The 22709-nt window shown below is 73.5% G+C and carries 19 protein-coding genes and 2 pseudogenes; 15 read left to right on the top strand and 6 right to left on the bottom strand.

What is annotated here, in order from left to right; translation table 11 throughout:
• The first annotated feature begins 41 nt into the window (after positions 1 to 41).
• From obgE to FHU33_RS16675, 3 genes are read left to right on the top strand one after another with little or no spacing between them, the layout of a single operon-like run.
• Positions 42 to 1541, top strand: a complete 1500-nt coding sequence (gene obgE / locus FHU33_RS16685; protein WP_142026338.1) for a GTPase ObgE — start codon at positions 42 to 44, stop codon at positions 1539 to 1541.
• Positions 1538 to 2662 (top strand): glutamate 5-kinase, encoded by a 1125-nt coding sequence (proB, locus tag FHU33_RS16680; RefSeq protein ID WP_142026337.1) that lies wholly within the window; start codon positions 1538 to 1540, stop codon positions 2660 to 2662. Before obgE ends, proB begins: the two co-directional genes overlap by 4 nt.
• A gap of 23 nt (positions 2663 to 2685) precedes the next feature.
• A complete protein-coding gene (locus FHU33_RS16675; RefSeq protein WP_142026336.1) occupies positions 2686 to 3168 on the top strand; it encodes a peptide deformylase in 483 nt (160 codons plus the stop codon).
• Between the two features lie 10 nt (positions 3169 to 3178).
• Here the strand turns inward: FHU33_RS16675 and FHU33_RS16670 are convergent, their stop codons facing one another.
• From FHU33_RS16670 to FHU33_RS16655, 4 genes are read right to left on the bottom strand one after another with little or no spacing between them, the layout of a single operon-like run.
• Positions 3179 to 3595 (bottom strand): Fur family transcriptional regulator, encoded by a 417-nt coding sequence (locus FHU33_RS16670; protein ID WP_142026335.1) that lies wholly within the window; start codon positions 3593 to 3595, stop codon positions 3179 to 3181.
• Positions 3592 to 4620 (bottom strand): metal ABC transporter permease, encoded by a 1029-nt coding sequence (locus FHU33_RS16665; protein ID WP_142026334.1) that lies wholly within the window; start codon positions 4618 to 4620, stop codon positions 3592 to 3594. The genes FHU33_RS16670 and FHU33_RS16665 overlap by 4 nt, the downstream gene beginning before the upstream one ends.
• A 1-nt stretch (position 4621) precedes the next feature.
• Positions 4622 to 5437, bottom strand: a complete 816-nt coding sequence (locus FHU33_RS16660) for a metal ABC transporter ATP-binding protein (RefSeq protein ID WP_142026333.1) — start codon at positions 5435 to 5437, stop codon at positions 4622 to 4624.
• Positions 5434 to 6402: a metal ABC transporter substrate-binding protein gene (locus tag FHU33_RS16655; protein WP_142026332.1), complete on the bottom strand. Its 969-nt coding sequence runs from the start codon at positions 6400 to 6402 to the stop codon at positions 5434 to 5436. Before FHU33_RS16655 ends, FHU33_RS16660 begins: the two co-directional genes overlap by 4 nt.
• Before the next feature lie 72 nt (positions 6403 to 6474).
• Here FHU33_RS16655 and FHU33_RS16650 point away from each other — a divergent pair, with 72 nt between their 5' ends.
• The 11 genes and pseudogenes from FHU33_RS16650 (at position 6475) to holA (ending at position 19292) form a co-directional block, all read left to right on the top strand.
• Positions 6475 to 7728, top strand: a complete 1254-nt coding sequence (locus tag FHU33_RS16650; protein WP_142026331.1) for a glutamate-5-semialdehyde dehydrogenase — start codon at positions 6475 to 6477, stop codon at positions 7726 to 7728.
• Positions 7729 to 7751: 23 nt separating this feature from the next.
• Positions 7752 to 8639, top strand: coding sequence for an AAA family ATPase (locus FHU33_RS16645; RefSeq protein WP_142026330.1), 888 nt, complete (start codon positions 7752 to 7754; stop codon positions 8637 to 8639).
• On the top strand, positions 8639 to 10069 hold the full coding sequence (locus FHU33_RS16640; RefSeq protein WP_142026329.1) for a vWA domain-containing protein: 1431 nt from the start codon (positions 8639 to 8641) through the stop codon (positions 10067 to 10069). The genes FHU33_RS16645 and FHU33_RS16640 overlap by 1 nt, the downstream gene beginning before the upstream one ends.
• Before the next feature lie 114 nt (positions 10070 to 10183).
• The gene (locus FHU33_RS16635) at positions 10184 to 11671 is read left to right on the top strand and encodes an NF041680 family putative transposase (protein ID WP_142024800.1); all 1488 of its coding nucleotides are present in this window, start codon (positions 10184 to 10186) and stop codon (positions 11669 to 11671) included.
• 339 nt (positions 11672 to 12010) lie between these two features.
• Entirely contained in the window at positions 12011 to 12673 is a 663-nt protein-coding gene (gene nadD / locus FHU33_RS16630; RefSeq protein ID WP_246063735.1) for a nicotinate-nucleotide adenylyltransferase, read from the top strand.
• Positions 12670 to 13143 (top strand): ribosome silencing factor, encoded by a 474-nt coding sequence (gene rsfS, locus FHU33_RS16625; protein ID WP_246063733.1) that lies wholly within the window; start codon positions 12670 to 12672, stop codon positions 13141 to 13143. Before nadD ends, rsfS begins: the two co-directional genes overlap by 4 nt.
• Positions 13140 to 13877 (top strand): histidine phosphatase family protein, encoded by a 738-nt coding sequence (locus FHU33_RS16620; RefSeq protein WP_142026328.1) that lies wholly within the window; start codon positions 13140 to 13142, stop codon positions 13875 to 13877. The genes rsfS and FHU33_RS16620 overlap by 4 nt, the downstream gene beginning before the upstream one ends.
• 79 nt (positions 13878 to 13956) lie before the next feature.
• Positions 13957 to 14847 (top strand): DegV family protein, encoded by an 891-nt coding sequence (locus FHU33_RS16615; protein WP_142026327.1) that lies wholly within the window; start codon positions 13957 to 13959, stop codon positions 14845 to 14847.
• A gap of 140 nt (positions 14848 to 14987) precedes the next feature.
• A complete protein-coding gene (locus FHU33_RS16610) occupies positions 14988 to 15854 on the top strand; it encodes a ComEA family DNA-binding protein (protein WP_142026326.1) in 867 nt (288 codons plus the stop codon).
• Between the two features lie 188 nt (positions 15855 to 16042).
• Positions 16043 to 17902: pseudogene (locus tag FHU33_RS25930) on the top strand (ComEC/Rec2 family competence protein); the annotation flags it as partial.
• Between the two features lie 382 nt (positions 17903 to 18284).
• Positions 18285 to 19292 (top strand): DNA polymerase III subunit delta, encoded by a 1008-nt coding sequence (gene holA, locus FHU33_RS25925; protein WP_246063732.1) that lies wholly within the window; start codon positions 18285 to 18287, stop codon positions 19290 to 19292.
• 103 nt (positions 19293 to 19395) lie between these two features.
• On the opposite strand, the gene rpsT is transcribed toward holA, so the two are convergent.
• Positions 19396 to 19656: a 30S ribosomal protein S20 gene (gene rpsT, locus FHU33_RS16600; RefSeq protein ID WP_142026325.1), complete on the bottom strand. Its 261-nt coding sequence runs from the start codon at positions 19654 to 19656 to the stop codon at positions 19396 to 19398.
• Positions 19657 to 19889: 233 nt separating this feature from the next.
• Here rpsT and lepA point away from each other — a divergent pair, with 233 nt between their 5' ends.
• Entirely contained in the window at positions 19890 to 21734 is a 1845-nt protein-coding gene (gene lepA / locus FHU33_RS16595; protein WP_142026324.1) for a translation elongation factor 4, read from the top strand.
• A gap of 32 nt (positions 21735 to 21766) precedes the next feature.
• Here lepA and FHU33_RS16590 read toward each other — a convergent pair.
• Positions 21767 to 22679: pseudogene (locus FHU33_RS16590) on the bottom strand (IS982 family transposase).
• Between the last annotated feature and the right edge of the window lie 30 nt (positions 22680 to 22709).

Raw genomic sequence — 22709 nt, 5'->3', positions numbered from 1 at the left:
CCCGTGCGCTCGCGGCGCTCAGCAGGTAGGAGGCGGCGGAGATGGCCGCTTTCGTCGACCGGGTAGTCGTGCACGTCGCCGCCGGAAACGGTGGCCACGGCGTCTCCTCGGTCCATCGGGAGAAGTTCAAGCCCCTCGGCGGGCCCGACGGGGGCAACGGTGGCAACGGCGGGGACATCGTCCTCGAGGTCGATCCCAGCGTGCACACCCTGCTGGACTTCCACCACCGCCCGCACCAGAAGGCCGGCAACGGCCGCCCCGGTGAGGGCAGCAACCGGCACGGGGGCAGGGGCGAGGACCGGATCCTCAAGGTCCCGGCCGGCACCGTGGTGTCCACCCCCGACGGCCGGGTGATCGCCGACCTCGTCGGCGCGGGCACCCGCGTGGTGCTCGCGAAGGGCGGCAAGGGCGGGCTCGGCAACGCCGCGCTGGCCAACGCGCGCCGCAAGGCGCCCGGCTTCGCCCTGCTGGGCGAGGAGGGGGAGGCGTTCGACGCCGTCATCGAGCTCAAGAGCATCGCCGACGTCGGCCTCGTCGGCTTCCCCTCGGCGGGCAAGTCGTCGCTGGTCGCCGCGATGTCCGCGGCGCGGCCGAAGATCGCCGACTACCCGTTCACCACTCTGGTGCCCAACCTCGGCGTGATCCGCTCCGGCGACACCGTCTACACGATGGCCGACGTCCCCGGCCTCATCCCCGGCGCGTCCACCGGCAAGGGCCTGGGAGTGCAGTTCCTCCGGCACGTCGAGCGTTGCGCCGTCCTGGTGCACGTCGTCGACATGGCGACGATGGAGCCCGGCCGCGACCCGGAGAGCGACATCGAGGCGCTCGAGCACGAGCTCGCCGAATACGGTGGGGACGAGCTCGACCTCGTGGGCCGGCTGCAGGTCGCCGTCCTCAACAAGATCGACGTGCCCGACGGGCGGGAGCTGGTCGACCTGGTCCGCGCCTCCCTGGAGAAGCGCGGCCTGGACGTCTACCCGGTCAGCGCCGCGACGGGTGAGGGGCTGAAGGAGTTCGGCTTCGCACTCGCCGCCCACGTCGAGGCGCACCGCGCCAGCCTGCCCACGATGGAGCCGGCGCGGGTCACCATCACGCCGAAGGCCGTGGACGACTCCGGCTTCACCGTCGAGCGCGACCCCGAGGACGACGAGGGCTTCGTCGTGCACGGGGTGCGTCCGGAGCGCTGGGTCCGCCAGACCGACTTCACCAACGACGAGGCCGTCGGCTTCCTCGCCGACCGGCTCAACCGCCTCGGCGTCGAGGAGCAACTGGCCAAGGCAGGTGCTCGCGAGGGCGACGCCGTCACCATCGGCGGCGTGACCTTCGACTGGGTGCCCACGCTGCCCGCCGGCACGCTGACGGTGGAGGAGTCCGCCGGTCTCGGCGGCCGCGGCACCGACTCCCGCGTGGACGCGCCGCACCGCGTCCGCGCGCAGGAACGGCTCGCCGCCAAGAAGGCCCGACGCACGCCCTACGAGCTCAGCGACGACACCTGGACCGACGACGACCTGCCGGCTGATCTTCCGGACGACGCCCCGTGAGCGCCGCGCGTCCGCAGATCGCCGGCGCGTGCCGCGTCGTCGTCAAGGTGGGGTCCTCGTCGCTGACCACCCTGCCCGGTGGGCTGGATGCGGCGCGGCTGTCGGCGCTGGTCGACGTCCTCGGCGCGGTGCGGGCCGCGGGACGCGAGGTCGTGCTCGTCTCCTCCGGTGCGATCGCGGCCGGTCTCGCGCCGCTGCAGCTCGACGGGCGGCCGCGGGACCTGGCGACGGCGCAGGCCGCGGCCAGCGTCGGCCAGCTCCGGCTGGTGCAGACCTACGCCGACGCGTTCTCCCGGCACGACATCACCGTCGGCCAGGTGCTGCTGACCGCCGACGACCTGACCCGCCGCAGCCACTACCGCAACGCCCACCAGACGATGGAGCGGCTGCTGGCCCTGGGCGCGCTGCCGATCGTCAACGAGAACGACACGGTGGCCACGGAGGAGATCCGGTTCGGCGACAACGACCGGCTCGCCGCGCTGGTGGCGCACGTCGCCCAGGCCGACGCGCTCGTCCTGCTCTCCGACGTCGAGGGCGTCTACGACGGCGACCCCCGGATCGGCCCGGCGGAGCTCGTGGACACCGTGACCTCGCCGGCCGATCTCGCTGCCGTCGTACTCGGCACCGCCAAGCGCAACGGGGTCGGCACCGGGGGCATGGCGACCAAGGTGGAGGCCGCCTTCATCGCCGCCCACGCCGGCGTCCCGGTCGTGGTCACCTCCACCCAGCAGGCCGCCGCGGCGCTCGCGGGGGAGCAGGTGGGCACGCTGTTCGACCCCATGGGCCGCCGTCCCAGCGCCCGCCAGTTCTGGCTGCGCTACGCCAGCCGGCCGCGGGGCCGCGTGCTGCTCGACGAGGGCGCCGTCCGCGCCGTCCGGGAGCGGCACGCCTCGCTGCTGGCGGCCGGCGTCACCGGCGTCACCGGCGACTTCCTCGCCGACGACCCGGTGGAGCTGGTCGGCCCGGACGGCGTCGTCGTCGCCCGGGGGCTGGTCGCCTACGACGCCCGGGAGATGCCCGCCGTGCTCGGCCGGAAGACCGGCGATCTCGCGCCGGAGTACCGCCGCGAGGTCGTGCACCGCGACGAGATGGTCCTGGTCGGGCGGCACGTCGGGCGCTGAGCGCGGGCTGAGACACTGCCCGCGTGACGATCCGCCCCATCCGCGAACTCGGCGACCCGGTGCTGCGCACCCCCTCCGACGAGGTGACGGCGTTCGACGGCTGGCTGGCCGCGCTCGTCCGCGACCTGGTCGAGACCGTGGACCACCCCGGCCGGGCCGGTGTGGCCGCACCGCAGATCGGCGTCAACGTGCGCGCGTTCTCCTACAACATCGACGGACGTATCGGGCACATGGTCAACCCGGTGATCGTCGAGCGTTCCGAGGAGACCCAGGACGGCGACGAGGGCTGCCTGTCGGTGCCCGGCATCTGGGCGCCGACGGTCCGCGCGATGCACTGCGTCGCCGAGGGCTTCGACGTCGACGGCACGCCGCTGCGGCTCGAGGGCGAGGGCCTCATGGCGCGCTGCCTGCAGCACGAGGTCGACCACCTCGACGGGAAGGTGTTCCTCGACCGCCTCACCGGGGACGCGCGCAAGGGCGCCCTCCGCGCACTGCGCGACCGCTGACGCCCGCGGGTCAGGCCCGGCCGGAGCAGTCGGCGCAGGTGCCGAAGACCTCCACGTGGTGCTGCACGTCGGCGAAACCGTGCTCGGCGGCGATCCGAGCCGCCCACCTCTCCACCGGCGGGTCCGTGACCTCCACGGTCGTGCCGCAGGAGCGGCAGACCAGGTGGTGGTGGTGGACCGGCGAGCACCGTCGGTAGGCCGCCTCGCCGTCGGTGCCGCGCAGGACGTCCACCTGACCGTCGTCCACCAGCGCCTGCAGCGCCCGGTAGACGGTGGCCAGCCCGACGGAGTCGCCGCGGGAACGCAGCAGGGCGTGCAGATCCTGCGCGCTCCGGAAGCCGTCGAGGTCGTCGAGGAGCGCCAGGACCGCGCTGCGCTGGCGGCTGGGACGCCGGGGCGTGGCCTCGACCGGCTCCGGGGCGCTCATTCGGCGCCCCGCGCCGCGGAGGGGGGCACCGGGACGGCGTGCTCCCCGTGCTCGTCGTAGTGCACGCCCGCACCGGTCAGGTGCGGCGCGTGCCGGTGCCCGTCGTGGTCGTAGTCGACGTGGTCCCCGTGAGGCACCGGCTGGTGCCCGCAGCCCTCGCCGTGCTCGTGCGGGTGGGCGGCGTGGACGTCCCCACGCCGGCGGTGGCGTCGGCGCGCGGTGAGGTCGCGCAGGCCGGTCCCGACGGAGACCAGCAGGAACAGGGCGATCGCCAGCAGCACGATCGTGCCGCCGGACGGGGTGCCCGTGTAGTACGAGGCCGTCGTCCCGGAGAGGCTCACGACCAGCCCGATGGAGCAGGCGAGGAACAGGGCCTGCCGGAAGCTGCGCGCGAGCAGCTGGGCCACCGCGCTGGGCACGATCATCAGCGCGCTGATCAGCAGCAGACCGACCACCCGCATCGACAGCACGACCGTGGCCGCCACGAGGGCGGCCAGCACGACGTTCAGGGCCAGCACGGGCAGGCCCACCGCGCGGGCGTACTCCTCGTCGTCGCTGACCGCGTAGAGCCGCTGCCCCAGCAGGCCCACGACGGCCAGCACGAGGACGGTGATGACGGCGAAGACCGCGAGGTCCGCGGGCGCGGTCGTGGTAATCGCCCCGAAGAGGTACGCGTCCAGGTTCGTCGCCTGGCCGCGCGGAGCCAGACTGAGCAGCACCACGCCGCCGGCGATCCCTCCGTAGAAGAGGACGGCCAGCGCCACGTCCCCGCTGGTGCGGCCACGCGCCCTGATGAGCTCGATGAGCACCGCGCCGAGGATCGCGGCGACGAGCGCCGTACCCACCGGGGCGGTGGAGGTGAGCACGCCGATCGCGACGCCGGTCAGAGCCACGTGCCCCAGGCCGTCCCCGAGCAGGGAGAGGCGCCGCTGGACCAGGAAGATGCCCACCGCGGGCGCGACCAGGCCGACCATGACCGACGCCAGGAGCGCACGTTGCATGAAGCCGTACTCGAGCAGGTCCACGTCAGCGGCTCCCCGTCCGCAGCCCGGTCGTGACGGTCGGCTGGTCGAGCCGGTAGCCGGTGCCGACGGGCTCGTCCGGTGCGCCGCAGTGGTCGTGGCGCCCGAAGCCGGCCGGGGACTCGGCCCCGGCGAGCGGGCCGTCGTAGCGAAGGCGCCCGTGGTCGACGACCACCGCCCGCGTCAGGACGCCGGACAGCGGGCCGGTCTCGTGCGTGACCACCAGCACGGTGGTGCCCGTGGCGGAGACGCGCGCGAGCACCGCGGCCAGGGCGTCCTGGCTCGCGGCGTCCACGCCGGCGGTCGGCTCGTCCATGATGAGCAGTTCGGGCTGGGCGGCGAGCGCCCGCGCGACGAGCACGCGCCGCTGCTGCCCGCCCGAGAGGGAGGCGACCGGCTCCTCCATGCGGTCGGCCAGGCCCACCGCAGCGACCGCGTCACCGACGGCGGCGCGATCGGCGGCACCGAGTCGACGGAAGAGACCGAGTCGTGCCAGTCGCCCCACGGCCACGACCTCGCGGACCGTGGCCGGCACCGCCCCGCTGACCGTGTGCCGCTGCGGGACGTAGCCGACGCGGCCCCGCTCGCGCAGCCGGCCGACCGGCGCACCGAGCACCTCCACCTCGCCGCCGAGCACGGGGGCGAGGCCGAGCAGCCCTCGGGCGAGGGTGGTCTTGCCTGAGCCGTTGGAGCCGAGGACGGCGAGCGCCTCGCCGTGCCGGACGGTCAGGTCGACGCCCGCGACGATCGGGACGTCGCCGTAGCCGATGCTGGCGTCGCGGAGCCGGACGGCGGCCGGTGCGGTCGGAGCTGCGGTCATGAACAGGACTGGCCTTCCTGCAGGGTGGCGAGGTTCGCGCGCATCACCTGCAGATAGTCCTCGCCATCGGACTCGTCGGTCAGCCCCTCGATCGGGTCGAGCACGGCGGTCCGGGCACCGGCCTCCTCCGCCACCGTCTCGGCGACCGCGGGGTCGACGAGGGTCTCGGTGTAGACGGTCGTGACGCCGCGCTCGCGGACCAGCGTCGCGAGCTCGGCCAGCTGGGAGGCGGAGGGCTCCTGCGAGGGACTCAAGCCACTGATGCCGACCACCTCGAGACCGTAGCGGGCACCGAGGTAACCGAAGGCATCGTGGCCGGTGACCACGGTGCTGACGGAGCAGTTGGACAGGCCCGTCTCCATCTCCTGGTCCAGCGCCTCGAGGTCGGCTCGCAGGGCGGCCGCGTTCGCTTCGTAGGTGGAGGCGTTGTCGGGATTGAGCTCGGCCATCCGGTCGGCCAGGGCGTCGCCGACCGAGGCGAGGCGGGTCGGGTCCAGCCAGAAGTGCGGGTCGACGGCGCCGTCCTCGTGGGCGTGCTCCTCCTCGGCGTGCTCCTCGTCGGCGTGCTCCTCCTCCTCGTGCTCGTCGGCCTCGCCGGCCAGCAGGTCGGCGGCCTGGCCCGCGTCCCAGGCGTGGTCGCCGCCCTCGGAGTCGGCGGCCTCGTCCAGGGCGGGCTGGAAGCCGTCGAGGTAGACCAGCAGGTCGGCCTCCGAGACGGCTGCGACGTCCTGCGGAGCCAGTTCCAGGTCGTGCGCCTCGGCACCGGGAGGGGTGAGCGAGGAGACGGAGACGAGGTCCCCGCCGACCCGGGCGGCGGTCCACTCGAGCGGGTAGAAGCCGGCCAGCACGGTGAGCTCGCCCGAGTCGGCGCCGGTCCCCTCGTCCCCCGAGCCGCAGCCGGTCAGCAGGGCGGCGGTGGAGGCAGCGGCGAGGGTGGCGGTCCATCGGGCGACGTGAGTGCTCATGAGAATCATTCTCGCATAGCCGTCGTCGGGATCTCACGTGGGCCGGGCCCGGTTCCGCGTAACCTCTCGTGCGTGCCCGACGTCTCCTCCCTGCCGCTGATCGGAGCCGCCGCGCTGCGCGCGCGAGCGGCCGCCCGCGTCCTGCGCACCCTGCCGACCGATGTCAAGGACGCGGCGCTGGCGGCGATGGCCGACGCGCTCGTCGAGCGCACCGACGAGGTGCTGGCCGCCAACGCCGCCGACGTCGACGCGGCCGCGGCCGACGGCACCCCGGAATCGGTGCTGGACCGGTTGCGGCTGGACGCCGGCCGGGTGGCCGGGGTCGCCACGGCGCTGCGCGACCTGGTGGCCCTGCCCGACCCCGTCGGTGACGTCGTGCGCGGCTCGCGCCTGCCCAACGGGCTGCAGCTGCGCCAGGTCCGAGTGCCGCTGGGCGTCGTCGGGATCATCTACGAGGCGCGGCCCAACGTGACCGTCGACGCCGCGGGGCTTTGCCTCAAGAGCGGCAACGCGGCGCTGCTGCGCGGCTCGGCGTCGGCCTTCCGCACCAACACCGCGCTGGTCACGATCCTCACCGAGACGGCGGAGAAGGCCGGGCTGCCCGCCGGATCGGTCGAGCTGCTGCCCGCGGACCGCGCCTCGGTCGGCGAACTGCTGAACGCACGGGGCCTGGTCGACGTCGTCATCCCGCGCGGTGGGGCGTCACTGATCGAGCGCGTCGTCCGGGAGTCGACCGTGCCGGTGATCGAGACCGGCGTCGGCAACTGCCACGTCTACGTCGACGCCTCCGCCGACGCCGCGATCGCCGAGGCGATCGTCCTCAACTCGAAGACCCACCGGGTGAGCGTGTGCAACTCCGCGGAGACCCTGCTGGTGCACCGCGACGTGCCGTTCCTGCCGCGCCTGCTCTCGGCCCTCGCCGACGCCGGGGTGACCCTGCACGGCGACGACGCCGCCCGCGCCGCGCACGACGCGGTCGTGCCGGCGACCGACGAGGACTGGGCGACCGAGTACCTGTCGATGGACATGGCCGTGCGCGTGGTCGACGACCTGCCCGCCGCGCTGGAGCACATCGCGCAGTGGGGGAGCGGGCACAGCGAGGCGATCGTGGCCGACTCCGCGTCCGCCGTCGCCGACTTCACCGCCGGCGTGGACGCCGCGGCCGTGCTGGTCAACGCGTCGACCCGGTTCACCGACGGCGGCGAGTTCGGCTTCGGCGCCGAGATCGGCATCTCCACCCAGAAACTGCACGCCCGCGGGCCGCTCGGCCTGCCGGAGCTGACGTCGACCACCTATGTCGTGACCGGCAACGGCCACACCCGCTGACGTTCCCTCGCGCTAGGAGTTCCATGGCCCGCCCGCCGTCCCAGTTCCCCCAGTTCTCCTCGGTCGCGGACGTCAGCAAGCGGCTGTCGACGGCGGGATACCTGCCCGACGCCCAGATCGCGACGACGGTCTTCCTGGCCGACCGGCTCGGCAAGCCGCTGCTGGTGGAGGGGCCGGCCGGCACGGGCAAGACCGAGCTGGCCAAGGCGCTGGCCACCGCGACGGGCTCGGAGCTGATCCGGCTGCAGTGCTACGAGGGCCTGGACGAGGCGCGGGCGCTGTACGAGTGGAACTACAAGAAGCAGCTGCTGCGGATCCAGGCCTCCCAGGGCACGGACGGCGCGGACTGGGACACCGTCCACGACGACATCTTCGGTGAGGAGTTCCTGCTCTCGCGGCCGCTGCTGACCGCCATCCGGCGCGCCGAGCCCACCGTCCTGCTCATCGACGAGACCGACAAGGCCGACGTCGAGGTCGAGGGGCTGCTGCTGGAGGTGCTGTCGGACTTCCAGGTGACCATCCCCGAGCTGGGCACGATCACCGCGGCGCGCAGGCCGATGGTCGTGCTCACGTCCAACGCCACCCGAGAGCTGTCCGAGGCCCTGAAGCGGCGGTGCCTCTACCTGGCACTGGACTACCCGTCGGCCGAGCGGGAGCGGGAGATCGTGCTGTCCCGCGTGCCCGACCTCGCGCCGGGGCTGGCCGAGCAGCTGGTGCGCACCGTGCGGGCGATGCGCGCCCTGGAGCTGAAGAAGTCGCCGTCGATCTCGGAGACCCTCGACTGGGCGCAGACCCTGCTCGAGCTCGGGCTGGACACCCTCGACGAGTCGGCGGTGCGCTCGACGCTCGGCGTGGTGCTCAAGCACGCCAGCGATCAGGACCGCGCCGCGGCCGAGCTCCGGCTGAACTGATGACCGGTCCGGCTGTTGCCGACGGCGGGCTCGCCGGGCACCTGGACGGGTTCGTCCGGGCGATCCGCGAGGCCGGGATCCCGGTCGGCATCAGCCAGGCCGTCGACGCGGCCGAGATCCTGACCGTCGTCGACCTGCTGGACCGGGAGCAGCTGCGGCACGGCCTGGCGGCGGTGCTGCTGCAGCGGGCCGCCCAGCGCCCCACCTACGACGTCCTGTTCGACCTGTGGTGGCCGCTGTCGGACCGACCGCGCACGACCGTCGAGAGCGACGCGGACGGCGACGCCGACGGTGAGCCCGGGGAGTCGACCCTGGACGTGCCCGGCGACGACGGCATCGACCTGGCCGCGCGCATGCGGGAGCAGTTGCTGCAGCTGCTGCTGGAGGGAAATCCGGAGGCGCTGCGCCGGTTCGCCCGCGAGGCAGTCGAGATGCTCGGTCGGGGCCAGCCCTCGCCGTCGGGGCAGTCGTTCTTCAGCTACCGGGTGCTGCGCGCGCTCTCCCCGGACACCCTGGTCGCGCAGTTGCTGACCGGGCTGCTCGCCGAGGGCGACCGGGGCGGGCTGGCTGAGCAGGTCGCCCGCCAGACCATCCGCGAACGGCTCACCGCGCTCCGGGCGGCGATCGAGTCCGAGGTACGCCGGCGGACGGCGGCGGAGAAGGGCCGGGACAAGGTCGCGAAGAACGCCGTCCGGCCGCTCGCCGACCAGGTCGACTTCCTCCGCGCCCAGGCCGGCGACCTGGCCGAGCTGCGGCGGGCGGTCGCGCCGCTGGCCCGCCGCCTGGCGGTCCGGCTCTCCGCCCGCCGCCGACTGGGACGGGAGGGCCGGCTCGACTTCCGCAAGACGGTGCGCGCCTCGCTGGGCACCGGGGGAGTCCCCGTCGTCACCCACCACCGCCCGCGCAAGGTGCACAAGCCGGAACTCGTCGTGCTCTGCGACGTCAGCGGGTCGGTGGCCGGCTTCAGCCACTTCACGCTGATGCTCACCCAGGCGCTGCGCGAGCACTTCACCGGCGTGCGGGCCTTCGCGTTCGTCGACACCACCGACGAGGTGACCCGGTTCTTCCGGCCCGGCGCTGACGTCGTCGACGCGGTCTCCCGGATCGGGCGCGAGGCCGACGTCGTGGGCTTCGACGGGCACAGCGACTACGGCACCGCGTTCGAGGTGTTCGCCGACCGCTGGGCCTCGGCCGTCGGTCCGAAGACGTCGCTGCTGGTGCTCGGCGACGGCCGGACGAACTACCGGCAGCCCGGCCTGCCGGTGCTGGCGGACCTGGTGCGCCGCTCCCGCTCGGCGCACTGGCTCAACCCCGAACCACAGCGTCTGTGGGGGAGCGGTGACTCGGCCGCGAACCGCTACGGCGAGGTCATCGACATGGTCGAGTGCCGGAACGCGGCGCAGCTGGCGGAGTTCGTCACCACCCTCTGAGCTTGTCGTTTAACCCCTGATGCCGGTGAGTTACACGGATGTGGTTCAGGGTCTGGTCGTGAGGGCGGCCACCGCGTGATCCTTTGAAGTTGCGACGCTTCGAAGGAAACGGCGGTGGCCGCGATGGACAGTCTGGACCCAGCCGGTGCGGTTGACCAGAGCTCAGCCGCGGCAGGGTTGACGCGGCTGCGGGAGTTCCGCGGCGAGGTGTACCAGTGCCTGGGCCGGCGTGGCGATGAGCTGTTCGAGCTCACCGACGCACTGCTGTGCGCCGAGGGACCGGTGAAATCCCTGGTGGGGCTGTGCCTTGCTCCGGAGCATCGCCGTGGTCACGGCGCGCTGTACGACGCGCTCAACAGCGGACGAGTCGACGCCGACCGGCTGCGCGTCGCGCTGGCCGCGTTGCCGCTGCCGCGGATGTTCGGTGGGCGGATCGTGCTGGCCGTCGACGTCTCCCCGTGGCTGCGCCCGGACGCCGCGACCTGTCCCGACCGGCTGTTCTGCCATGTCTACGGGCGCGGGCGGAACGCCGATCAGCGGATTCCGGGCTGGCCCTATCAGGTCGTGGCCGCCCTGGAGAGCGGGCCCACCAGCTGGACGGCGATCTTGGATGCGGTGCGGCTGGGCCCGGCAGATGACGCGACCGCGGTCACCGCCGCCCAGCTGCGCGCGGTCGTGGGTCGGCTGACCGGCGCCGGGCACTGGCGCCCCGGTGACCCGGCGATCATGGTGGTGATGGACTCCGGGTACGACGTGGCCCGGCTGGCGTTCGTGCTCGCCGACCTGCCCGTGCACCTGGTCGGGCGGATCCGCGCCGACCGGGTGATGCTGGCCGCCACGCCGCCGCGGGGCCATGACTCCCGCGGCGGACGCCCCCGCAAGCACGGCGCCGTGATGGCCCTGGCCGATGAGGCCACCTGGCCGGTACCGACCACGCAGGCCAGCTCACCCACCGCGCGCTACGGAACGGCGCAGGTGTGCTCCTGGGATCGCATGCATCCGCGGCTGGCTCACCGCGGCCCCTGGGCCGACCACGACGGCCCGCTGCCGATCGTGGAAGGCACCGTGATTCGGCTGCAGGTCGAGCACCTGCCCGGACAGCGCGAGGCCAAGCCGGTCTGGCTGTGGTCATCGGTGACCGGCCCCGACGATGTCGACATCGACGACCTGGTCGAGGAGGTGGCCCGCTGCTGGCAGGCCTACCTGCGCCGCTTCGACCTGGAGCACACCTTCCGCCTGTTCAAGCAGACCCTGGGCTGGACCGCCCCGAAGATCCGCTCACCGGAGGCCGGCGACCGCTGGACCTGGCTGGTCATCGCCGCCCACACCCAGCTGCGCCTGGCCCGCCACCTCGCCGTCGATCTCCGGCGGCCCTGGGAGAAGCCGCTACCTCCCGAGCGGCTGACCCCGGCGCGGGTGCGCCGGGGGTTTCGCCACCTGCGCGCGAAGACCGGCCACCCGGCCAGCGCGCCGAAACCCTCCCGCCCGGGACCGGGACGCCCTCCCGGAGTGAAAAACCGGCGCCAAGCCACCCGTCATGACGTCGGCAAGACCGTCAGACGGGACACCACCAGCCCGGGCGACCACCAGATCAGGGGTTAAACGACAAGCTGAGGCTGGGTTCTGCTCACGCGTCGACATGTCGCCGTGTCGACGAGTCGCCCCGTCGACGTGCGACGCCCGGCCTGTGCCGAGGACCACAAGGCGACACGCCGGACGCCCGTAACCCATCGCCCGATGGCGCGTTGGTCAACGCGGCGCCGGGGCAGCTGACCGCGCCGCACCATCCGTACGACGACGCACGGCGCGGACTGCGACCGGCTGCACGGGGGAGCCGGTCGCGGCGGATCCATGCGCTCTGCCTCCGGCCGGGCCCAGGGACCGTTCGCCGGGGCCGGTCCTGACGGGGCCGGCTCCGGGGGTCCCGGATAGGCTCGTGCGGTGGCAGGTGGCCGGGTCGGGATCATGGGCGGGACGTTCGATCCCATCCACCACGGCCACCTCGTCGCCGCCAGCGAGGTCGCGGGCCTGTTCGGTCTCGACGAGGTCATCTTCGTGCCGACCGGCCAGCCGTGGCAGAAGAGCGAGCGGGAGGTCAGCCCGCCCGAGGACCGCTACCTCATGACGGTGATCGCGACCGCGTCCAACCCACGGTTCTCCGTCAGCCGGGTGGACGTCGACCGGGGCGGCCCGACGTACACCATCGACACCCTCTCCGACCTCCGTCAGCAGCGGCCCGACGCCGAGCTGTTCTTCATCACGGGGGCCGACGCGCTGGCCCAGATCGTCAGCTGGCGGGACAACCAGCAGCTGTTCGACCTGGCCCACTTCATCGGCGTGACCCGCCCGGGCTTCCACCTCGCCGACGCCCACCTGCCCGAGGGCGTGGTCAGCCTCGTCGAGGTGCCCGCCCTGGCGATCAGCTCCACCGACTGCCGCGATCGGGTGGGCCGCGGGATGCCCGTCTGGTACCTGGTGCCCGACGGCGTCGTGCAGTACATCGAGAAGCGGGGCCTCTACCGCGAGGTCCCGCGGCGGGCCGACGGCGCCCGCCGACCCGAGGCCCGACCCGCCACCGACCACCTCCAGGAGGTACCCCGATGACCGCCTCGGCCGAGGCGCGGGACACCGCGCTGCTCGCCGCTCAGGCGGCTGCGGACAAGCTCGCCACCGACGTCTCCATCGTCGACGTGAGCGACCGGCTCGCCATCACCGACGCCTTCGTGCTGGCGTCGGCTCCCAGCGAGCGCCAGGTGCAGTCGATCGTCGACGAGGTGGAGGAACGGCTCCGCGGGCGCGGCATCAAGCCCGTCCGGCGTGAGGGGGTCGCCGAGTCCCGCTGGGTCCTGCTCGACTTCGTCGACGTCGTCGTGCACGTCCAGCACGCCGAGGAGCGCGCCTACTACGCCCTCGAGCGCCTCTGGAAGGACTGCCCGACGATCCCGTTCGACGACGGTGGGAACGCGGCGGCGACCGAGGCCGGCTCCGCGGAGGAGCCGGCCGGCGACGCGATGCCCGGCGACGCGAGGCCCGACGACGTGCCGCCCGGTGACGGGGAGACGGCCGGCCGGTGACCTCCGGACCGCTGCCCGCACTCCCCGTGCCGCGACTCGTCCTGTGGCGGCACGGGCGTACCGAGTGGAACGCCGCGGGCCGGTTCCAGGGACAGCTCGACCCGCCGCTGGACGACCGCGGCCGGCGACAGGCCGCCGTGGCCGCGCCGTACGTGGCCGCCGGCCTGCCGCCGGAGGACACCCTGGTGGTGTCCAGCGACCTGACCCGAGCCGCCGAGACCGCCCGGGCGCTGGCCGGGGTGCTCGGTGTGCAGGTGCGGCTGGACGAGCGGCTGCGGGAGCACGGGATGGGCTCGTGGGAGGGGTTGACCCGCGAGGAGGTCGCCGACCGCTTTCCCGAGCAGTACGCGGACTGGATGGCCGGTCGTCCCGTGCTCGGCCGCGGTGGTGAGGACCCCGCCGAGGTGGCCGAGCGCGCGGTGGCCGCCCTGGCGGATCTCCCTGCGGCAGCGGCGACCGTCGTCGTGACGCACGGCGGTACGGCCGGGCGGCTGATCGAGCGCCTGCTGGGCCTCGGCTCGGAACACCGCCGCGTGTTCGGCCCGCTCGGCAACTGCGCCTGGAGCGAGCTGGTCGTGCAGGGCGGCCGCTGGCGGTTGCTGCGGCACAACAGTGCGGTGCAGCCACAGCCGGGTGGTCGCGTCGAAGGCGTCGGACCGGTGCCGGCGCCGGATGCCCGCGCGACGCCGGAGGCGGGCCCTCCGCCGCCTCCCGGCGACGCGGACGCCGTCTGAGGGAGACGGCGGGGTCCTGCTGCCCCCGCTGTCGTCCGGGCCTCCGGGCCTCCGGGCGGCGGCGGGCTAACCTCGCCCGGTGCGCGTCGCCGTCGTCACCGATTCGTCGGCCTACCTTCCCGACGAGCTGGTCGAGGGTTACGGCATCCACCTCGTTCCCCTCTACGTGGTGCTCCCCGGTCGCTCGGGCCGGGAAGGCTGGGACATCGGTCCCGACGAGGTCGCCCGGACGCTCGCCGTCCGTGGGCAGGCCGTCTCGACCTCCCGTCCCACACCCGGTGACTTCGTGGCCGCGTATCGCCGGGCGCTGGACGAGGGCGCGGACCGACTGGTCTCCATCCACCTGTCGTCGGAACTCTCGGGTACGTGGGACGCCGCGCGGCTGGCTGCCTCCCAGGTGGGGGAGCACGTCGTCACCGTGGTCGACTCCCGGTCGGCAGCGATGGGCGCCGGGTTCGCCGTCCTCGCCGCTGCCCGGTCCGCCACCGCCGGCTCCGACGCGGCTGCGGTCGCGCGGACGGCGGTGGAGACCGCCGCGGCGACGACGACCCTGTTCGTCGTCGAGACGCTCGAGCACCTGCGCCGCGGTGGTCGCATCGGCGCGGCCGCCGCCGTCCTGGGGTCGGCCCTGGCGGTCAAGCCGGTCCTGCACGTGCAGGACGGCCGCGTCGTCCCGCTGGAGAAGGTGCGGACGTCGGCGCGGGCGCTGAACCGGCTGGTGCAGCGCGCGGTCGAGACCGCCGGTCAGGGACCGGTCTCCATCGCGGTCCACCACCTCGCCGCGCCGGAGAAGGCCGAGCGGCTGGCCGCGGAGCTCCGCGACCGGCTGCCCCAGCTGCGCGAGCTGCACGTCAGCGAACTCGGCGCCGCGATCGGGGCGCACGTCGGACCGGGCGCCGTCGGCATCGTCGTGGCGCCGTTCTGGCGGGACGCCGACGAGGGCACGTTGTCGGGGCCGGCGGAGGGCTGACGCAGAACCTGGTAAGGCATGCACGGCAGCCTGCCGCCGTCCACCGATGAGCCGCTGCCCGTCGTCCACAGCCGGTGCCTGCGTCCACAGACCTGCCGACGGGGCGGCCGGAGGAAGTTCCTCTCCCTAGCGTCCCGTCGGTGCGCTTCCCTCCCCGCCGCAGCGACGACGCCGACGTCATCCGTGCGCGCCTGCGGCTCCTGCTGGCCGAGCGGGACCGCGCGGGCGGCTGGGTTCCCGAGGACCTGGAGGAGGAGGGCCGACCGTTCGTCCCGTCGCCGCCGGACGCCGGGTGGCCGGGGGACGACACGGTCACCGCACCGCTGACCTCCGACGCCGACACCGGCGTGGGCCTGCCGGCCGGGATCGGCCGCCACCGCGCCCCGGGCACGGAGGCCCGCTGGGATCCGGGCCGCCCCGGCGCTCGCTCCCTCTGGATCGCGGCCCTGGTGGCCGCGTTCGTGCTGGCCGGCTGGACGTGGCTGGATCGTCCCCGCGTGGAGCCGGTGGAGGGGGCGCAGGTCCGGTCGAGCGCCCCCGCCACACCGCCGGTGGGAGAGGTCGCCGAGACGTCGGAGATGGTCGTCGTCTCCGTCGTGGGCCCGGTCGCCACTCCCGGCCTGGTGACCCTTCCCGCCGGTTCCCGGGTGGCCGACGCCGTCGCGGCCGCCGGGGGCCTCCTGCCCGGAGCGGACCCGGCCTCGGTGAACCTCGCCGCCGTGGTGAGCGACGGTGAACAGCTGACCGTCGGACTGCCGGGCGGGGCGGGGCCCGCCGCCGCGCCGGCCGGTGCCGCGACGGATGCGGCAACCGGAGGCCGCGTGGACCTCAACACCGCGGACGTTCCCGAGCTGGACGCGCTGCCGGGCATCGGGCCGGTGCTCGCTCAGCGGATCGTGGAGCACCGCACCCGCCAGGGGCCGTTCCGCAGCGTGGAGCAGCTCGACGACGTCCCCGGCATCGGGCCGGCGATCGCAGCGGAGCTGGCCGAGCTGGTGACGGTGTGAGTCCTCCCGCGGCAGCCCGCTGGAGCTGGGTGGATCTGCGGCTCGTCCCGACCGCTGCCGCGATCTGGTGCACGACGTTGCTCGCGCCACTGACCACGCCCGCGTCGCTCGGCTGGGCCGGTGTCGCGGCGTGCGTGCTGGCGATCGCGGTGCGACGCGGCCGGAGCCCGGCGACCGCGGTGCTGCTGATGGTCCTGGCCGGGCTGGCGATCGCCTCCGCGTCGTCGGCGGTCAGGGGTGCTGCGCGTGAGGACTCACCCCTGCGAGGGGCCGCCGAGGAGGCGCGGACCGTGTCGGTCGTCCTGGAACTGGACGGCGACCCCCACGTCCTGGGCGGCGCGGGGACGCCGCGCGTCGTCGCCGACGCGACCGTGACGCGCCTCGAGGACGGGAGGACGACGTTCCTGCTGGAGGCGGACGTGGTGCTGTTCGGCCCCGCGGACGACTGGCGGGAGCTGCTCCCGGGTCAGCGGGCACGCGTGCGGGTCGGCGTCTCCCTGCCCGACGCCGGGGACGAGGTCGTCGCAGTGCTCTCCGCTCGCGGGCCACCGGGACTGGTCGGCGGTCCCGGGCGTCTGCAGCGGACCGCCGGAAGTCTTCGGGCAGCCCTGGCAGCCTCCGCGCAGCGCGTGCTGGATCCCTCGGCCGCCGGCCTGCTGCCGGGTCTGGTCGTCGGAGACACCCGGGCGATGGACCCGGTGCTCGAGGAGGACTTCCGCCGGGCCGGCCTGGCGCACCTCACCGCGGTGTCCGGGGCGAACGTCGCCATCGTGCTGGCCGGCGTGCTGCGGCCGCTCCGCCGCAGAGCGCTCGACCGGAGGGTGCAGGCCGTGGTCGCCGGCCTCGCGCTCGCCGGTTTCGTCGTCCTGGCCCGTCCTGAACCGAGCGTCGTCCGCGCCGCCGCCATGGGCGCGGTGACCCTGCTGGCGCTGGCGTCGGGCCGTGCTCGGGCGGCCGTGCCGGCACTGGGCGCGGTGGTGTGCGTGCTCCTCCTGCTCGATCCCGGGCTGGCCAGGGATCCTGGTTTCGCGCTGTCCGTCGCGGCCACCGCGGGCATCGTCCTGCTGGCACCCGGATGGTCGCGCCGCCTCCGGGAGCGCGGCTGCTGGGCTCTGCTCGCCGATGCGGTGGCCGTCAGCGCGGCCGCGGGAGTGGTGACCGCGCCGATCGTCGCCGGCCTGTCGGGGACGGTCAGCCTCGTCTCGCTCCCGGCGAACCTGCTCGCCGCGCCGGCGGTGCCGATGGCCACCGTCCTCGGGCTGCTCGCGGCGGTGATCGGGGTCGTGCTGCCCTGGGTGGCGGATGCACTGGTCTGGGGAGCCGGATGGCCGACGCGGTGGCTGGTCCTCGTCGCCGGACGCGCCGCGGACGTGCCGGACGGCGCGACGGGCTGGCCGGCCGGAACGGAGGGTGCCGCGCTGCTGACCGTGCTCCTGGTCGCCGTCGGCTGGGCGCTGTGGCGGTTCCGGAGGCTGCGCCCGCTCGCGCTCGCCGCGGTCGTCGGGTTGCTCGTCATCGGCTGGCCGGTGCGCCAGGTCGTTGTTGGATGGCCGCCGACCGGCACGCTGGTCGTGGCCTGCGACGTCGGCCAGGGCGATGCCTTCGTGCTGCCCACCGGTGCCGGCGCCGGGGTGCTCGTCGACGCCGGGCCCGACGTCGGCGCGGTGGACCGCTGTCTCGACCGGCTCGGCATCGACACGCTGCCGATGGTGCTCATCTCCCACCTGGACGCCGACCACATCGGTGGTCTGGCCGGCGCTCTGGGAGGGCGCGAGGTGGGAGTCGTCGCGACGGGCACCCTGTCGCCGGCCGACGACCGGGCGCGCGCCTTCGACGGCCTCGTGCGGCGGGCCGGGGGCCACCGCGCCGTCCTGGTGCCCGGGGACCGGCGCACCACGGGATTCGTGGCGGTGGAGGTCCTGGCGCCGGCCCCCGAGCGGGCGACCGCGGCCGCCGAGGCGAACGACCTGTCTCTCGTCGTCCGGGTGACCGTCAACGGCGTGCGGATCCTCTTCACCGGAGATCTCGGGGCCGAGGCGGAGGCGCGCCTGGTCGCCGACGGAACCGACCTGCGCGCCGACGTCCTCAAGGTGCCGCACCACGGCAGCGGGGACGCCGACCCGGAGTTCCTCGTTGCCAGCGGTGCGCAGGTGGCGCTGATCTCGGTCGGTGGCGACAACACCTACGGGCACCCGACGGACCGGCTGCTCACCTGGCTGGCCCGGGCGGATATGCGGGTGCACCGCACCGACCAGGAGGGCGACCTGGCGGTGGTCGGCTCGGGCGACGAATGGGGTGTCGCGACCCGAGGGAGGACAGCGGGGACGTCGGCCGCCGGCGACCTGACCGACCTGGCTGTCCGGTCGCGCGGGGACGGGCGCACTCCCGCGTCCGAGTGGGAGCGTCGGTCCTCCGTGACACGATGCGGACGTGCCGGCTCAACCTGTGGAACCCACCTCCCGGCTGCGCGTCGTGATGGGCGAGGAGGAGCTGCTGCGGGCGCGGGCGGTCGGTGCCGTCCGCACCGCCGTGCTCGGCCGCCACCCCGACGCCGAGATCCACGAGCTGCCCGCCGCCGGGCTGCCGATCGGTCAGCTGGCCGACGTCCTGGCCCCCTCGCTGTTCGGCGAGCACCGGCTCGTCGTGGTGCTCGGGGTGCAGGAAGCCGCCGGCGCGCTGTCGGACGCACTCGTCGGCTACGCGAAGGACCCCGACCCCGACCTGACGCTCGTGATCGTCCACTTCGGCGGCAAGCGGAACGAGGCCCTGGTCAAGGCCTTCACGACGGCCGGAGCGGCGCTCGACGTGTGCCCCAAGCTGAAGTCGCCCGGCGATCTGGCGGCGTTCGCCCGCAACGAGGTCCGGCAGTTCGGTGGGCGGATCACCGCGGACGCCGTGACCGCGCTCGTCGACGCGATCGGCAACGACCTGCGGCAGCTCTCGGCGGCGGCGAGCCAGCTGGTGTCGGACTTCGGAGGCACCATCGACGGGGACGCCGTCGCACGGTTCCACCGCGGCCAGGCGGAGGTCACCGGCTTCACCGTGGCCGAGCGGGTGCTGGTGGGCGACCGGGCCGGCTCGATCGAGATGCTGCGCTGGGCGCTGGAGCGCGGGGTTCCCCACGTCCTCATCGCCGACGCCATCGCCGACGGCGTGCGCACCGCCGCCCGCGTCGCCTCGCTCAGCTCGACGAACCCCGGCGAGCTGGCCCGCACGCTGAAGATGCCGCCCTGGAAGGTCAAGAAGGCGCAGGTCCAGTCGCGGGGGTGGAGCATCGACGGGCTCCAGCAGGCGATCGGTGTCGCCGCCGAGCTCAACGCCGACGTCAAGGGTGCCGCTGCGAGCGCCGACTACGCGCTCGAGCGCGCCGTCCGCCGCATCGTCACCATCAGGGCCGAGACCGGCCGCGGCGGCCGGGCCGCGTACACCGGGCGCTGACCGCGGCGGTCCGCACCGGGCCACCGGCCCCGGAACGCGAGGAGCCCCCGTCCCGCGAGGGAAGGGGGCTCGTCCGGTCCGCGCCGGAGCGCGGATCACCGGCTCAGAGGCCGGCGACCTGCTTGGCCAGACCCGACTTGCGGTTGGCCGCCTGGTTCTTGTGGATGACGCCCTTGCTCGCGGCCTTGTCCAGCTGCTTGGCGGCGACCTGATAGGCGGTCGCGGCGGCGGCGGCGTCGCCGGACTCGGCAGCGGTGCGGACACGCCGGACGGCGGTCTTCAGGGCGGACTTGACCGCGACGTTGCGCTGACGCGCCTTCTCGTTGGTCTTGATCCGCTTGAGCTGGGACTTGATGTTCGCCACGCGTGAGCCTCGGTGTCTCGACAGGAGGGAGTACTTCTGACAGTCGTTCGTGCGTCCGGACGGCATGCGCCACAGGACCGGCCTGCAAGATTACCAGCGCCGATCCCCGGACCCCACCCCGCGGTCCGGCGACGCTCGGCACACCTCGATCCGGTGCCTTCCCAGCCCGGGGGCGCACCGGATTCCCGGCACTCGCCCGGACCGGCCCGCGGTCGTGGGACGATGGCGGCACTGTGACGACTCCTGCCACCACCGATCCGGCCCTCATCCGGAACTTCTGCATCATCGCCCACATCGACCACGGCAAGTCGACGCTGGCCGACCGGATGCTCGAGGTCACCGGACTCGTCGAGGGTCGGCACATGCGCGCCCAGTACCTCGACCGCATGGACATCGAGCGCGAGCGCGGCATCACCATCAAGGCGCAGAACGTGCGGCTGCCCTGGACCCCGCGCTCGGGCGCCCACACCGGCACCGAGTACGTCCTCGACATGATCGACACCCCGGGGCACGTCGACTTCACCTACGAGGTGTCGCGGTCGCTGGCCGCCTGCGAGGGCGCGGTCCTGCTGGTCGACGCCGCCCAGGGCATCGAGGCCCAGACGCTGGCCAACCTGTACCTGGCGCTGGAGAACGACCTCACGATCATCCCGGTGCTCAACAAGATCGACCTGCCGGCCGCCCAGCCCGAGCGGTACGCCGAGGAGATCGCGCACATCATCGGGTGCGAGCCCGAGGACGTGCTGCGGGTCAGCGGCAAGACGGGTGTCGGCGTGCCCGAACTCCTCGACCGGATCGTCGAGGAGATCCCCGCACCCACCGGCGAGGCGCTGGACCCGGCCCGGGCGATGATCTTCGACTCGGTCTACGACATCTACCGCGGCGTCATCACCTACGTCCGCGTCGTCGACGGCCGCATCTCCGCCCGCGACAAGATCAAGATGATGTCGACCGGCGCCACCCACGAGCTGCTGGAGATCGGCGTCATCTCCCCGGAGCCGAAGCCGGTCGAGAGCCTCGGCGTCGGCGAGGTCGGCTACTTCATCACCGGCGTGAAGGACGTCCGCCAGTCCCGGGTCGGCGACACCGTCACCCTGCAGCACAAGCCTGCGGCGAAGTCGATCGGCGGCTACCGCGACCCCAAGCCGATGGTCTACTCCGGCCTCTACCCGATCGACGGCAGCGAGTACCCGCTGCTGCGCGAGGCGCTGGACAAACTGCTGCTCAACGACGCCGCGCTGACCTACGAGCCCGAGACCTCGGCGGCGCTCGGCTTCGGCTTCCGCGTCGGCTTCCTGGGCCTGCTGCACCTGGAGATCGTCCGCGAGCGGCTGGAGCGCGAGGCCGGCATCAGCCTCATCTCGACCGCGCCGAACGTCGTCTACCGGGTGGTCATGGAGGACGGCACCGAGATCACGGTGACCAACCCGAGTGACTGGCCCGCCGGCAAGATCTCCTCGATCCACGAGCCGATCGTCAACGCCACGATCATCGCGCCCAGCGACTACACCGGCGCGATCATGGAGCTGTGCCAGGGCCGACGCGGCCAGCTCGGCGGGATGGACTACCTGTCGGAGTCCCGCGTCGAGCTGCGCTACACGCTGCCGCTCGGCGAGATCATCTTCGACTTCTTCGACGCCCTGAAGTCGCGCACCCGCGGCTACGCCTCGCTGGACTACTCCGAGGCCGGCGAGCAGGAGTCCTCGCTGGTGAAGGTCGACATCCTGCTGCAAGGGGAGGCGGTCGACGCGTTCAGCGCGATCGTGCACAAGGACAAGGCCTACAGCTACGGCGTGATGATGGCCGGCAAGCTCCGCGAGCTCATCCCGCGCCAGCAGTTCGAGGTGCCCATCCAGGCCGCCGTCGGCTCCCGGGTCATCGCCCGCGAGACGGTCCGCGCCATCCGCAAGGACGTCCTCGCCAAGTGCTACGGCGGTGACATCACCCGCAAGCGGAAGCTGCTGGAGAAGCAGAAGGAGGGCAAGAAGCGGATGAAGATGGTCGGCCGCGTCGAGGTCCCCCAGGAGGCGTTCGTCGCCGCGCTGTCCACCAACGAGTCCACCGCCTCCAAGAAGTGACGCGGGCCCGCTAGATGACCTATTCCAAGGGTTTAGTGGTCGTAGACGGTGAGGCAGCGGGCGACGGGGGCGCCGATGCGGTCGTTGTGCCAGATTGCGGCGGTCAGGGCCAGGACGCGTTGCAGGACTCGGACCCAGACTCCTCCGGGGGTGTGTCCGCCGTGTTGTTCGAGGTCGAGTTGGCCTTTAAGGGTGTCGTTGATCGACTCGATGACCTGGCGTAATGGCCTGAAGAAGCGCGTCCCCGGGCGTTCGGCTTCACCCTTGCGTGCCGGGCGCAGCAGGTTCAACCCCGCGTCGGCGAGGGTGCCTTCGAACTCGCGGCCGTAGTAGTTCTTGTCCGCAATCACGACCTGCTCGCGGCGGTCAGCGGTCAGGGCGGGGTCGGCGTCGAGGATGTCGAGGAGCACCGCGCGCTCGTCGGCCTTGGCGCCGGTGAGGGCGAAGCCGACCGGCAGCCCGTGCAGCGTGCACAGCAGGTGCAGCCGCAGGCCCCAGAACAACCGGGAGTGGCTGGCGCAGTAGCCGTACTCCGCCCAGCCGGCCAGATCCGAGCGGCGGACGGTCTCCCGGGAGCGGGCGCACTCGACTGGCGTGGAGTCAACGACCCACGTCATCGGTGAACAGGCTGGTGTCGCGGGCGAGCGCGGTGATCAGCCAGGCGATCGTGTCGGCCAGGCGTCGCAGCCGCTTGTTGTAGGCCGGCTGCAGGGGCAGATACGGGAACAGATGCCGCAGCTCCGCGTGGGCGTAGCGCAGCCAGCGGGCCTCACTCGGACGGCCGGCCAACGCCTGCATGACGGCCAGCGTGACCAGCTCCGCGTCGGTGATCTTCGGGGCGATTCCGACCCTCGGCCGGGCCGGAGCCCGCTCCGGAAAGGCCTTCAACAGGTCATCGGCGCGGACATAGAGTGCGGTTGCGAGGGTGTCCAGATCGGCGTCCACGAGGACCTCCGAGGTTCGACGTTGGGTTCC

Origin of the sequence: Blastococcus colisei (assembly GCF_006717095.1) — a bacterium.
Taxonomy (GTDB): domain Bacteria; phylum Actinomycetota; class Actinomycetes; order Mycobacteriales; family Geodermatophilaceae; genus Blastococcus_B; species Blastococcus_B colisei.
This window is presented reverse-complemented; position numbering and strand designations above follow the sequence as displayed.

What these genes read in the sequence shown, in the direction of transcription:
- obgE (WP_142026338.1), top strand. Translation starts at nt 42, where the DNA reads ATGGCCGCTTTCGTCGACCGGGTAGTCGTGCACGTCGCCGCCGGAAAC.
- FHU33_RS16670 (WP_142026335.1), bottom strand. Translation starts at nt 3,595, where the DNA reads ATGAGCGCCCCGGAGCCGGTCGAGGCCACGCCCCGGCGTCCCAGCCGC.
- FHU33_RS16660 (WP_142026333.1), bottom strand. Translation starts at nt 5,437, where the DNA reads ATGACCGCAGCTCCGACCGCACCGGCCGCCGTCCGGCTCCGCGACGCC.
- FHU33_RS16655 (WP_142026332.1), bottom strand. Translation starts at nt 6,402, where the DNA reads ATGAGCACTCACGTCGCCCGATGGACCGCCACCCTCGCCGCTGCCTCC.
- FHU33_RS16645 (WP_142026330.1), top strand. Translation starts at nt 7,752, where the DNA reads ATGGCCCGCCCGCCGTCCCAGTTCCCCCAGTTCTCCTCGGTCGCGGAC.
- FHU33_RS16640 (WP_142026329.1), top strand. Translation starts at nt 8,639, where the DNA reads ATGACCGGTCCGGCTGTTGCCGACGGCGGGCTCGCCGGGCACCTGGAC.
- rsfS (WP_246063733.1), top strand. Translation starts at nt 12,670, where the DNA reads ATGACCGCCTCGGCCGAGGCGCGGGACACCGCGCTGCTCGCCGCTCAG.